Origin of the sequence: Sphaerospermopsis aphanizomenoides BCCUSP55 (assembly GCF_001586785.1) — a bacterium.
Taxonomy (GTDB): Bacteria; Cyanobacteriota; Cyanobacteriia; order Cyanobacteriales; family Nostocaceae; genus Sphaerospermopsis_A; species Sphaerospermopsis_A aphanizomenoides_A.
In genome coordinates, this window is record NZ_LUFH02000011.1 from 66,496 (window position 1) to 79,279 (window position 12,784).

The 12,784-nt window shown below is 39.4% G+C and carries 11 protein-coding genes; 7 read left to right on the forward strand and 4 right to left on the reverse strand.

Features of this window, described 5'->3' with window-relative positions; translation table 11 throughout:
• Positions 1 to 9 precede the first annotated feature (9 nt).
• The 3 genes from A0J48_RS04575 to A0J48_RS04585 all read left to right on the forward strand — a co-directional run bounded on the left by A0J48_RS04575 (position 10) and on the right by A0J48_RS04585 (position 4,403).
• The gene (locus tag A0J48_RS04575; RefSeq protein WP_200320757.1) at positions 10 to 1,680 is read left to right on the forward strand and encodes a PfaD family polyunsaturated fatty acid/polyketide biosynthesis protein; all 1,671 of its coding nucleotides are present in this window, start codon (positions 10 to 12) and stop codon (positions 1,678 to 1,680) included.
• A 2-nt stretch (positions 1,681 to 1,682) separates the two neighbouring features.
• Entirely contained in the window at positions 1,683 to 3,200 is a 1,518-nt protein-coding gene (locus A0J48_RS04580; RefSeq protein ID WP_200320759.1) for a thioester reductase domain-containing protein, read from the forward strand.
• Between the two features lie 399 nt (positions 3,201 to 3,599).
• The gene (locus A0J48_RS04585) at positions 3,600 to 4,403 is read left to right on the forward strand and encodes an SDR family NAD(P)-dependent oxidoreductase (protein WP_200320779.1); all 804 of its coding nucleotides are present in this window, start codon (positions 3,600 to 3,602) and stop codon (positions 4,401 to 4,403) included.
• 204 nt (positions 4,404 to 4,607) lie between these two features.
• Here the strand turns inward: A0J48_RS04585 and A0J48_RS04590 are convergent, their stop codons facing one another.
• Entirely contained in the window at positions 4,608 to 5,624 is a 1,017-nt protein-coding gene (locus A0J48_RS04590; RefSeq protein ID WP_200320761.1) for a cyanophycinase, read from the reverse strand.
• Positions 5,625 to 6,212: 588 nt separating this feature from the next.
• On the opposite strand from A0J48_RS04590, the gene rpsO reads away from it, so the two are divergent.
• The 3 genes from rpsO to aroF all read left to right on the forward strand — a co-directional run bounded on the left by rpsO (position 6,213) and on the right by aroF (position 8,334).
• Positions 6,213 to 6,482: a 30S ribosomal protein S15 gene (gene rpsO, locus A0J48_RS04595; RefSeq protein ID WP_200320763.1), complete on the forward strand. Its 270-nt coding sequence runs from the start codon at positions 6,213 to 6,215 to the stop codon at positions 6,480 to 6,482.
• A gap of 12 nt (positions 6,483 to 6,494) precedes the next feature.
• Positions 6,495 to 6,965 (forward strand): PAM68 family protein, encoded by a 471-nt coding sequence (locus tag A0J48_RS04600; protein ID WP_200320765.1) that lies wholly within the window; start codon positions 6,495 to 6,497, stop codon positions 6,963 to 6,965.
• A gap of 310 nt (positions 6,966 to 7,275) precedes the next feature.
• Positions 7,276 to 8,334, forward strand: a complete 1,059-nt coding sequence (gene aroF / locus A0J48_RS04605; protein WP_200320767.1) for a 3-deoxy-7-phosphoheptulonate synthase — start codon at positions 7,276 to 7,278, stop codon at positions 8,332 to 8,334.
• 102 nt (positions 8,335 to 8,436) lie between these two features.
• Here aroF and A0J48_RS04610 read toward each other — a convergent pair whose 3' ends face one another.
• The 3 genes from A0J48_RS04610 to A0J48_RS04620 form a co-directional block, all read right to left on the reverse strand.
• On the reverse strand, positions 8,437 to 9,315 hold the full coding sequence (locus tag A0J48_RS04610) for a hypothetical protein (RefSeq protein WP_200320769.1): 879 nt from the start codon (positions 9,313 to 9,315) through the stop codon (positions 8,437 to 8,439).
• 70 nt (positions 9,316 to 9,385) lie between these two features.
• On the reverse strand, positions 9,386 to 9,979 hold the full coding sequence (locus A0J48_RS04615) for a DUF1517 domain-containing protein (RefSeq protein ID WP_200320771.1): 594 nt from the start codon (positions 9,977 to 9,979) through the stop codon (positions 9,386 to 9,388).
• 214 nt (positions 9,980 to 10,193) lie between these two features.
• On the reverse strand, positions 10,194 to 11,747 hold the full coding sequence (locus A0J48_RS04620) for a pentapeptide repeat-containing protein (RefSeq protein ID WP_200320773.1): 1,554 nt from the start codon (positions 11,745 to 11,747) through the stop codon (positions 10,194 to 10,196).
• 82 nt (positions 11,748 to 11,829) lie between these two features.
• On the opposite strand from A0J48_RS04620, the gene A0J48_RS04625 reads away from it, so the two are divergent.
• Complete coding sequence (locus A0J48_RS04625) at positions 11,830 to 12,669, forward strand: prephenate/arogenate dehydrogenase (RefSeq protein ID WP_200320775.1); 840 nt, start codon at positions 11,830 to 11,832, stop codon at positions 12,667 to 12,669.
• The last annotated feature ends 115 nt before the right edge of the window (positions 12,670 to 12,784 follow it).

Genomic DNA, 12,784 nt, shown 5'->3' on the forward strand with positions numbered 1-12,784 from the left:
AAAACTACCGTGACAACATTTAATACGGTACTAAACAAGCCAAATAATGGTCTAATATTTTCCACATTCTCCCACCATCAAAATCAAATTTGGAGAGGTTCACTAGATTGTATCGCCTTTGAACAAAACGCCATCAAAGACAAATTCCTCACCTTAGATAAACCATGTTACATAGTTAAACTAGCAGATAACATAGGCGTTACTAACGACGGTTATTTAGCACCTGCTGACAACGGTTCATCAGTACAAGCAGAACTATTAATATCACTTCCACCTTTACGGCTGCAACAATTTGGCGACCCCAACTTTCTCATCGTTCATGGTGTGAAATGTGCCTATATGACAGGCGCAATGGCTGGTGGTATTGCTTCCGAAGAAATGATAATTGCACTAGGAAAAGAAAAACTTTTAGGTTCTTTTGGTGCAGGTGGTTTACCTCCAGAACGGCTAGAAACAGCCATTAAACGCATTCAAGAAGCCTTACCTCATGGACCATACTGCTTTAATTTAATTCACAGTCCTAACGAACCAGCGATAGAACGCCAAGCCGTAGAATTATATCTCAAATATGGCGTAAGAACATTAGAAGCATCTGCATTTTTAGACTTAACTCCTAACATCGTTTATTATCGAGTAGCGGGATTAAGTTTAAATGCCAATAATCAAATCGAAATCAAAAATAAAGTCATTGCTAAAATTTCTCGTCGGGAAGTTGCGACTAAATTTTTGCAACCAGCACCCGCCCGAATTCTCAAAGAATTAATTCAGCAAGGACTAATTACTGAATTTCAAGCAACTCTAGCCAGCAAAGTACCGATGGCTGATGATATTACCGTAGAAGCTGATTCTGGCGGTCATACAGATAATCGTCCTTTGGTGTGTTTGCTCCCTTCAATTATTAGTTTGCGAGACGAAATTCAAACCCAATATCAATATGAGAAACCTATCAGAGTGGGAGTAGCAGGAGGAATTGGTACACCAGAATCCGCCTTAGCTGCTTTTATGATGGGTGCTGCTTATATCGTCACTGGTTCAATTAATCAATCCTGCATTGAATCAGGAGCTTGTGAATATACCAAAAAATTATTAGCACAAGCAGAAATGGCAGATATGATGATGGCTCCTGCTGCGGATATGTTTGAAATGGGAGTCAAATTGCAGGTCTTAAAACGTGGAACAATGTTCCCCATGCGAGCGCAAAAACTATATGAATTATACCGCGCTTATGACTCAATTGAAGATATCCCCTTAGCAGAAAGAGAGAAATTAGAAAAACAAATCTTCCGCAAAACTATCGCCGAAGTTTGGGAAGGAACAGCCACTTATTTATCTCAGAAAAATCCTGAAAAATTAGGTAAAGCTGTTAATAATCCGAAATTAAAAATGGCTTTAATTTTCCGCTGGTATTTAGGCTTATCTTCTCGCTGGTCTAGTGCTGGTGAAAAAGGTCGAGAAGTCGATTATCAAATTTGGTGTGGTCCGGCTATGGGCAGTTTCAATGACTGGGTGCGTGGTTCTTATTTAGCAGAACCTCAAAATCGTCATGTTGTTGATATTGCTCATCACATCATGTTGGGAACAGCTTTCTTATACCGCATTCAAAACTTAAAATTTCAAGGGTTGCAAATCTCTAATTTCTACAGTCAATATCACCCAGTTCGTTCTACATTGGAGATGTAAAAATGAGTTTAAAAACTGCCTATACTGCCGACCAAATTCAAGATTTCATGGTGTCTAATTTGGCAGAAGTGCTGGGAACAACACCAGAAGAAATTGATGTACAGGAACATCTAGAAAATTATGGTTTGGATTCAGCCCAAGCCATGATTATTATTAGTAAATTGGAAAATTTGCTAGGTTTTAAACCTTCCCCAGTTTTACTTTGGCATTATCCAACAATTGCTGCACTTTCTCAACGGCTATCTGAAGAAGTAGCAGGAGAAAATCAGGTACAAAATACAGGAAATGGCACAGTTTCTACTGTGAATATTGCTCCTCCTTTTCTAGATTTAGGTGCAGAAGCTGTACTTGACCCCACTATTCAACCAGTTGGTAATAATGCTGTTTCTATCACAAATCCTAAAAACATCTTTTTAACTGGTGGAACAGGTTATTTAGGTGCTTTTGTAATTAAGGAACTTTTAGGAGAAACCCAAGCAACTATCTATTGTTTAGTCCGTGCCGCTGATGTTGCAGAAGGTAAAAGTAAATTAATCAAAAACCTCGAACAATATGCAATTTGGGATGATAAATACAGTTCCCGAATTATCCCCATTGTTGGAGATTTAGCACAACCACTTTTAGGTATTGGTGCAGAACAATTTGAAAATCTAGCTGCTAATATTGATACCATTTATCATAGTGGTGCTTTGCTGAATTATGTTTATCCTTATTCAGCATTAAAAACAGCTAATGTTCTAGGAACTCAAGAAGTCTTAAGATTAGCTTGTAAAACCAAAGTTAAGCCTTTACATTACGTTTCCAGTGTCGCTGTTTTTGAATCTACTGCTTATGCAGGTCAAGTAGTTAAAGAACAGGATGACTTTCATGATTGGCAAGGTATTTTCTTAGGTTACTCTCAAACTAAATGGGTAGCAGAAAAATTAGTTAAGATTGCCAGTGACCGGGGACTTCCTGTTACAATATATAGACCACCATTAATTGCTGGAGATAGCAAAACTGGGATTTGTAACACCCATGATTTTATCAATTTGATGATTAAAGGCTGTCTACAAATGGGATATTTCCCCGATGTAGATTATATGTTAGATATGTCTCCTGTAGACTATGTGAGCAAAGCCGTTGTTTATTTATCAAGACAAGAAACATCAATTGGTAAAGCTTTCCATTTACAGCATCCCCAACCAGCTTCTCTAAAATCTTTAGTGGAATGGATTCGCACTTTTGGTTTTTCGCTAGAAATGATTCCCTACGAACAATGGCAAGCTGAGTTAATCAATAATGTCACTGACCAAGACAATCCTTTATACACTCTGCGCCCATTTTTATTAGAGCGTTGGTCTGATGAACAAATCACTATTCCTGATTTGTATTTGCAATCTCGCCGACCAATTATTAGCTGTGAAGCAACTCTAGAAGCATTGAAAGGAAGTTCTATTGTTTGTCCTCCCATTGACTCACAATTATTAATAACTTACACTTCCTATTTAATGCAGACAGGTTTCCTCAGTCTCGCATAATTATAGTCTTGAAACAATTAGGGTGGGCAATGCCCATCCATAAAATAAAAATTGGTGTGAGTGAGAAATACCATAATATTTTTAGCCAGAAACAAGAAGTGTGATATTGCCAATTAGATATTTTAATCATTATTTTTTAGGCATTTATCACGGGTGAAAAAAATCGGATCATTATTGTTGAATTGCTCGTAAGTATTCAGCCGTCAGTAATCAGTCATCAGCTATTATCTGGAATTTATGAGCATTTTTAGCGAGGAATGAGGAATTGATTTTGGTATCAGTTTACCTTAAAAATCCTTGAAACTTAGCCTGAAAAGCAGTTTTAGCTAACTGCTGACTACTGATAGCTGAATGCTTACAATTGCTCATACTTTAGGTGAACTTCACCAAATTTTTGATATGAACATCCAAAGTCCAATTCAATGTCAAGAAACTGCTTTAATTACCGGAGCAGCTAGTGGGATTGGCTACCAATTAGCCTGTATTTTTGCATCTGCAAATTACAATCTTGTTTTGGTAGATAGGAATGAGTTTAAACTCCTAGAAATTGCTATAGATTTCAAGGAAAAATTTGATATTCTAGTCAAGACTATTGTCAAAGATTTATCTATACCCACCTCTCCTGAAGAAATTTTTACTGAATTGCAACAAGCTGGTGTTCACATTGATATTCTCGTGAATAATGCTGGATTCGGTACTTATGGTTTATTTAATGAAACTAACCTGATTTCTGAACTAGAAATGTTGCAGGTTAATTTGGTTTGTTTGACCCATTTAACTAAGTTATTTCTCAAGGATATGGTCAAAATGGGCAAAGGCAAAATCTTAAATGTTGCCTCTGCTGCTGCTTTTCAACCTGGGCCTTTAATGGCGGTTTATTTTGCCACTAAAGCGTATGTTTTATCTTTTTCTGAAGCTATTGCTAATGAGTTAGAAGGTACAGGTGTTGCTGTTACTGTTCTTTGTCCAGGCGGCACCGTATCTGCGTTTCATGAAAGAACAGGAATGGCAAATTCTAAACTCGTGAAAAGTCAAAAGATGATGGATGCTCAAACCGTAGCTCAGATTGGATATCATGCTTTAATGACAGGTAAAACAATAGTTGTTCCCGGACTTTTAAATAAAATATTGGCAAAAATAGTCGGATTTTTCCCCAGAAAAATGGTAACAAAAATTGTGAGAAGTATGCAGGAAAATAAATAGGAGTTCAGTAGTAGAGGCGGGGTTTCCCCGCCCGTTCAGGAATATATCCAAAAATGAAAAATCAACAATGTACAATTGAAAATTATCTCTGCTTGTAAGGAAGAAGATTGAATTGTCAAATGGAAAATTTTTATCTTTTTCCCCTGCAAAAGAGTAGGCTTTAAACCTTGAATGGTTCAATTGTCAATTATCAATTGTCAATTATCAATTATCAATCGGATGTCGTTTGAAACCAGAATATCCACCAGTGGTAAACCAGTATTCCCAACTTCCTCCCGAAGCCGTTGACCAATTATTGAGGTCAAAATGTCCACTTCCTTCTGGTGTGCCGGCAATTTTATAGACTTTTACTGCTTGTCCATTATGATTCCAAATTACAGGTAAATCCCGTTCCACTTTTTCGGGTAATGCACCGTTTGTTTGCAGAAAATAGGCATCTTGTCCTTGAGCAGAACCATTACCAAATACTTTAGCAATTCCTTTGTCATCAATAGCAACAAATGCACCCTCTTCTAAACCAATAGCAAAGACTGAAAGTCGATTGCTATCATGAACAACTCTAGTTAATAATCCAAAAAGTCTACCATATCTTGTTTCTGGATTGCTGCGATTAACCCTATCTAAATGAGTGTCAGTAATCACATTTTTCAAATATGGAACTCTAATAAAATCACTACGATAAATGTCCTTTGTATTGTGGTGAAAGGGATCGTCTAAAATTTCTGAACTTATGACACCTCGATGGGAAGGTACATAATAATAATCTCCTAAAATTGCCATACCTGCGCTAGTTCCAGCAATAGGAATCTTTTTTTCATTAATTAAATAATTAATTGCGTCTTCTACCGCCGTTCCTTCCCAATAATCTTCATAAGCATTTTGATCACCACCAGCTATAAATAAAGCGTCTGCTTCGCGGATATATTCAATAACTTCTGGGTCATCCGCTGCTTCTCGACTATCTATAGAAAGTTCCGCAGCAGAACCAATTAAATCTCTATAATAATCACAAACCCAATCAGCGTGTCTACCAAGTCCACCACAACGCAGCACTAAAAGATTACCTCTATCTGCTCTTTTCAAAAACCATTGAGTAGCTGCATCTTCACCTGATTTTTTACCTTCTGCACCACCAATTAATAAAATACCAGGCGTTGGTTTAGCTGATGTCTTACTTACTTTTCCGCATTCTCTAATATAGTCAAAGTCTTGCCTTACCATAAACATCACCTTTGCTACCTATTGAGAATGACAAATCTTGAAAACCTTTTATGTTCAGAAAAGACATTTTTATAAATTATTAATGTAGTATTTTTATTTGATGAATTTGTCAGAATCAGGATATCCAGGACACCCTTCGGGAAGTCAAAAATCAAAAGTCAAAAGTCAGAATTTTTTTGTCAGAATCAGGATATCCAGAATTAAAAGATTGACAAGATTTTTATTTGATGATTTATAGAATTGACTAATATATTGATCGTTACAGGTTTTTAAGAAAAAAACCTTTTTCTATACTAATCATCAACCACTCACAAATAATTAAACAATCACATCCTGAAAATCCTCAAATCCTGGTCATCCTGATTCTGACAATATTAGATTTATCTCGCCAACTCAAACGATTAGCGATCGCATAACCACTCCAACAAAGTCTTAATTAATTTACTTATCTTAATTTATACTATTTATTTACTGACACCTTAATCCAGTCTCCCACCTATCACAGAGTCAATTCACCACAGGGCTTGATGGCTGTGATATTATGAGAGACTGCTGCATACATTTAGAAAAAATAGAAATTTATCGATCATGGCTCTGACGCAACAGCGCAAACAAGAACTCATCTCTGGCTTCCAAGTACATGAAACCGATACTGGTTCTGCGGATGTCCAAATCGCTATGTTGACCGATCGCATCAACCGCCTCAGTCAACACCTCCAAGCTAACAAAAAAGATCATTCCTCTCGCAGAGGATTATTGAAGATGATTGGACAACGCAAGCGTCTTCTAGCTTATGTCCAGAACAATAACCGGGAAAAGTATCAAGCTTTGATTTCTCGCCTCGGTATTCGTGGTTAGGAAGTACCGCTTATGTCTGCTGAAGAATCAGAACACAGTCGTCTACCGTTTGAACCAAATAAAAAACGCCAAAAACCTGTAAAAGCTAAAAGTCAACCCACAGTCAAAGCACAGGAATCTAGCCAAAAACAGCAAAAACAGCCACCCTTTAGCAAGGAAGAAATGGCAATTCCTGAAGTCGTCAGCCAGCGAATGATGCGGAGAGTGGCTGCATTTTGTGGTATCCCGACAACTTTAGGCATCGCCAGTTTAGTTGCAAGTTATCTGCTGGTTATTTATGCTCATATCCAATTACCTCCCATCGCTGTTTTATTAGTGAATATGGGATTTTTTGGTTTAGGAGTGTTAGGGATAACTTATGGCGTTCTTTCAGCCTCTTGGGATGAAGAAAGACCGGGTAATTTACTTGGCTTGAGTGAATTTGGCACCAATTGGGGACGGATGGCCGAAGTTTGGCGTGAAACACGAAAAAAGAACGTCTGATCAGCGGCGCTCAGGTATTTAGATAACTGCAATATTGGGTAAATTGGCGAATGAATGTTGAAGTTGAATTTTTATCACTTCAACATGAATTTTAAAAGGTTTAAAAATTTTAAAATTTTATACTGTCTTATTTATACCCAATATTCAGAAAAAGTACCTGGCGCTACATTTTTTGTATATTTTTTCGCTTAATTATTAATAATTCCAGTGGGCAGTAGGCAGTAGGCAAAAAAATTTAAGCCAACATTCCTGAGTCGGTAAATGGTAAGTATTTTACTCAAATTTTACTCAAAAATACAGGGATTTTAAAATGATAGTTGTCATGAAAGTCGGTTCTCCACAGGCAGAAGTAGACCGTGTAAGTGAAGAGTTAGCTGGCTGGGGTTTGACACCAGAAAAAATTATTGGACAGCATAAGGTAGTAATCGGTTTAGTAGGTGAAACGGCTGATTTAGATCCGTTACAAATTCAGGAACTCAGCCAATGGATTGAGCAGGTGTTACGAGTGGAAGTACCCTATAAACGCGCTAGTCGTCAGTTCCGCCACGGAGAAGCTTCTGCGGTGGTTGTCAATACTCCCGATGGGGATGTGGTATTTGGTGAACATCATCCTTTGGTAGTTGTGGCTGGTCCCTGCTCAGTAGAAAATGAAGCAATGATTGTCGAGACAGCACGGCGTGTCAAAGCTGCTGGTGCTAAATTTTTACGGGGTGGTGCATATAAACCCCGGACTTCACCTTACGCTTTTCAAGGTCACGGCGAAAGTGCTTTGGAATTGTTAGCTAAGGCACGAGAAGTCAGTGGACTGGGAATTATTACTGAGGTTATGGATGGTGGTGACTTGGAAAAAATCGCCGAAGTTGCCGATGTCATTCAGGTAGGGGCAAGAAATATGCAGAATTTCTCCCTTCTCAAACAAGTCGGGGCGCAATCGAAACCAGTATTATTAAAACGTGGGATGGCGGCAACCATTGAAGACTGGTTAATGGCCGCTGAGTATATTTTGGCAGCAGGTAATCCCAATGTGATTTTGTGTGAACGGGGAATTAGAACCTTTGACCGTCAGTATACGCGCAATACTTTAGATTTGTCCGTTGTGCCAGTGTTAAGAAAATTAACTCACCTGCCAATAATGATTGATCCTAGTCATGGCGTGGGTTGGTCAGAATTTGTACCTGCAATGGCAATGGCAGCGATCGCCGCAGGTACAGATTCTCTCATGATAGAAGTTCATCCCAACCCCGCCAAAGCCTTATCTGATGGGCCTCAATCTTTAACACCAGACAGGTTTGATAAATTGATGTCAGAATTAGCAGTCATCGGTAAAGTCATGGGACGCTGGCCGCAACCAGCATTTGTAGCAGTTTGATAAGTGACAGGTGACAGTGAAGAGGAGGGTGTAGGGTAAGAAATTTCCCCCCTACTTAAACCCTCAATTGTCAATTGTCAATTATCAATTGTCAATTATCATTTACCTTCTTCTGCTTCTGCTACCAAAACCGGTAGAACGGCTGCCAGAACGGCCACCACTACCAAAACTACTACCAGAACTACGTTTGGTAGAACTAGAGTTACCAGAAGGACGGAGGGTACTGCTACCAAAACCAGAACCAGTAGCACGACCACTGGGATTTGTGCGGTTGGTTGTGGTTGTAGAACCTCCAGAGGATCTAATTGAACCTGTAGTGCGGAAAGCTGTACGATTTCTCACGGCTGCGGGTGGTTCATTGTACCGGGAACGGTAGCTAGAAACGGCTGCATCATAGCTAGAACCATATCCACCATAGCCTGTCATAATTCCACCAGGCTGATAAACAGGAGGTACATAGTATTGAGGTCTAAATAGAAGACTACCAATAGCCTGACCCGCTATGTTACCAGCCAAAGCCCCAGCAAAAGGTGTCCAGAAGTTAGATTCTTGACGCACAACGACAGTTTCTTTTTGTCCCGTTTGGGGATTGGTTTTTGTCTCAGTAACGTTATGAACGTACTCAATTTTAAAATCTTCTGTTAGGTATAAAGCTGGTTGGCCATTTTCTACCTTCAGGTAAGTTTTTTTACCTGCCTTGATTTCTTCATCTGTCAACCTTGCCATTTGTAATTTTTCCGTGGCAAAGGTTGGGGGCTGACTACCTAGTAAGAATAGGGTATATTCCCCATTGGCATCGTTGTAGGTAGCCTGTTGTACATCATACTGTCCATCATTCAGCTTAGTGGGGGTAGCACTTTGGTTTTGACTAGAACTAGAAGACGTAGTAGTTTGGTTTCCTCCTCCACAAGCTACGGTTGTCAAGCACAAACTCAGGGCTAAACAAACGATTGTCAGTTTACGCATTATGATCCTGATCATTAGATAATTGTCCTAATTTGTTAGCTATCATTGCCGATGTTTTGGTGATAACTACAGACTAACCAACAAGTTACAATGGGATCAATTCCGGAAAATACTGCAATAACTGGTCGTTAGTCAGTTCGTCACCTAACTGCGCTGGTGAAAAATGCACCTGGATAGCTCGCAGCTTATGTTTGTAGTGTAAATTGATCATAGCTCTCAACCCTTCTTTTAATGCTTGGATGTTAGAAAGGTCTGTTTCTAATTCGGGGACTTCTCCTTCATAAGCTACTGTTAGCATGACAATTACGTTGCGGGTTACAGGAATAGATAAAGGTTGGTCGTAACTAGAGGAAGAACTAGGATCAAACTCAGCACCATATCTTTGCGCGGAATCAGTAAATAATTCATTCACATAATCCCCCGCTTCTCCTTCATTCCAAAACACATCTCCTTCATTAGCTGCTGAAAGCCAATATTCATCATATCTCAGTAGATTTTCGCAAATTTCTACGAGTTCTTCTCCCAAAACTTGCAAATCGCCATCAGCGTCAATAGCTTCCCGTGCAGCACGATTTAAAACTCCTAAAATCGGTGCTACTTCGCTTCCTGCTAAATGCAGAAATAGACGACAAACTACATAGCGAGTTTTACCCATCATGCGATTAAATGTGTCACGCATTTTTCTTCTCCAATAACTTTTTTGCTTAGTTAATAAATAAGTAGAAGGCAGGAGGCAGAAGGCAGGAGGCAGAAGAAAGTTCAACAATGGATAATGTACAATGGAAAATGGACAATTACCTCTGCCTGAAAGTGAGTTTATTTTTTCCTTTTTGAAAGGGGAAGTTTTAAACCTGGAATGAAATAATTGTCAATTATCAATTATCAATTGTCAATTATTGAATAAAGTAAAAACCTTGAACAAAATCTATTATCATCCTTGATGAAGCCATAATATATTCGGATTCATTAGGTGAATCATCAGCAGCACCAACAGGAGAACGGTTGACAAATCTTTTACCAAAGTTGGGGCTATCGTAGATAGTCAAACATTGGTCGCTGGAGTTTGTTAATATTGTTTGTGTCGGTGCTTTAAAAAAACTTAATTTGGCTGCTACTTCCAGATTTTTCTTGGTTTGTTTGATGGTTTTAGATTTGTTGATGGCAACCTCTAGTAGGGAGATGAGTTTTTTAGCTAAGACAGGTGATTTAAAGCTCTGATTAGCAATAACTTCCTGACGAACTATATCTACCATTGTGTAAATTGTTTTTTGGGTAGCAATGGCATCTTTAAAAGGTAAAATTGCCATAAATGCTGTAGATAATAAAATTTCGTCATTATCTACTCGAAATGTCAAAATAGTCCGGCGGTTGCTGTTTTCTATACTGGGAGGTTGGATTAATCCTTCGTATTCTTGAGCGATTTGATAATATGTACCAGCAAGGACAAAGTTAGCTTCGTGTTCTAGGGGTAAGTCAACAATAATACGAATTGTGGGTGGAGTAGTATTAAAGAAGTCGCGTAATTCTTCGCCGTGGAAATTTTGGATAATTGTGCGATCACCTGTGGGAGAAAGATCCACCCATTCGCATTTAATCCCTTCTATTTTTAACCCAAACCGGGAAGTCGCATAGAGTTTGGCACCAGTTAAGGTAGATCCTGTTAAATCAGCACCATTCCATTCCACTTTCACTAATTTGGACTGAGTTAAGTTAGCGTGGACTAAACTCGCATTCGTTAAATTCGCATTACTTAAATCTGCTCCTTGTAAGTTAGCTCCACTCAGTTTCGCTCCACTTAAATCTGCCCAAACAAGATTAGCTCCTCTCAAATCTGCCCAACGAAGATTAGCCCCACTTAAATCTGCCCCGCTCAGGTTAGCCATGCAAAGATTAGCTTGTCTGAGTTCACTATCTCGTAAATTTGCACCACTCAGGTCACAAGAAGTCATATCGGTGGCGTTGAGGTTAGCCATTTCTAAGTTGGCTTCTCTCAGACAACAACCTCTGAGGTTGGCTTCGCTGAAATTAGCACGACGGAGATTGGCCTGTCGCAGTGTAGCTTCTCGTAAGTCGGCGCTGTTGAGGTTAGCTTCACACATATCAGCGCGACTAAAATCAGTCCGAATCAACTCAGCGCGAATGAAGGAAGCTTGACGCAATTGAGTGCGAGTTAAATCGGCACGAATTAAATTAGCGACATTCAGACTAGAATTGTTGAGGATAGCCCCAGCCAGATTTGCACCACTGAGTCTAGCTACATTAAGCTTGGCATAACTTAAATTAGCGTCAGTAAGATTGATACCGCTGAGATTAGCCACGCTCAGATTAGCATCGCTGAGATTTACACCACTGAGTTTAATGCCACTCAAATTGACCTCAGCTAAATCAGCGCCGCTAAAATCTAAGACTCCCGTTGCATATTTTTCTAGTAATTCCTCTATAGTCATAAATTTACCCCTCGGATGCCAACTTTATATTGTTGGGAAAGTATGCAGAAAATGTGTAGAAGTTTAGTTGTTAAGGGCAAAAATGAAAATTGGTATTTTAGGACTGGGACTCATCGGCGGTTCATTAGGTTTTGATCTACGCTCCCAAGGACATTACCTGTTAGGAGTTAGCCGCCGTGAATCAACCTGTCAAAAAGCTATTGACATCGGTAGTGTGGATCAAGCCTCCGTTGACTTGAGCCTGTTGGCATCTGCCGAAGTAGTTTTTATTTGTACCCCCATAGGACTTATTGTCCCTCAAGTTGAACAGTTAGTTGCTCATTTACCTGCAACTACTATTATCACTGATGTAGGTTCAGTAAAAACACCTATAGTCGAGGCGATTTCTCCCCTTTGGCATAATTTTATTGGTGGTCATCCAATGGCGGGAAATACAGATGTGGGTATAGAAGCCGCACAACGTAATTTGTTTGTGAATCGGCCTTATGTCCTCACCCCAGTGGAGACAACGCCAACTAGAGTTATTACAGTCTTAGAGGAAATTGTGCGATCGCTTGGCTCTATTATCTACCATTGTCAGCCAGAAAAACACGACCGCGCCGTGAGTTGGATTTCCCATTTACCTGTGATGGTTAGCGCCTCTTTAACAGCTACTTGTTTGAGTGAAACAGATCCAGAAATTTTCCAATTAGCTCAAAACCTTGCTAGTTCAGGATTTCGTGATACCAGCCGTGTAGGGGCAGGAAATCCAGAATTAGGCGTAATGATGGCACAATATAATCGTCAAGCATTGCTACATTCATTACACCAATATCGTCAAAACCTAGATGAATTTATTGATTTGATTGCACAAGAAAAATGGCAGCACTTAGAAGACAAGCTGAAGTTAAATCAACAGAATCGTCCTAAGTTCTTGGAATAGTTTTAGGGAACAGGTGACAGGTGACAGGTGACAGGTGACAGGTGACAGGTGACAGGTGACAGAAATAAAATCCTTTTCCCCTACACCCCACACCCCACACCCTGCCCCCCTACAC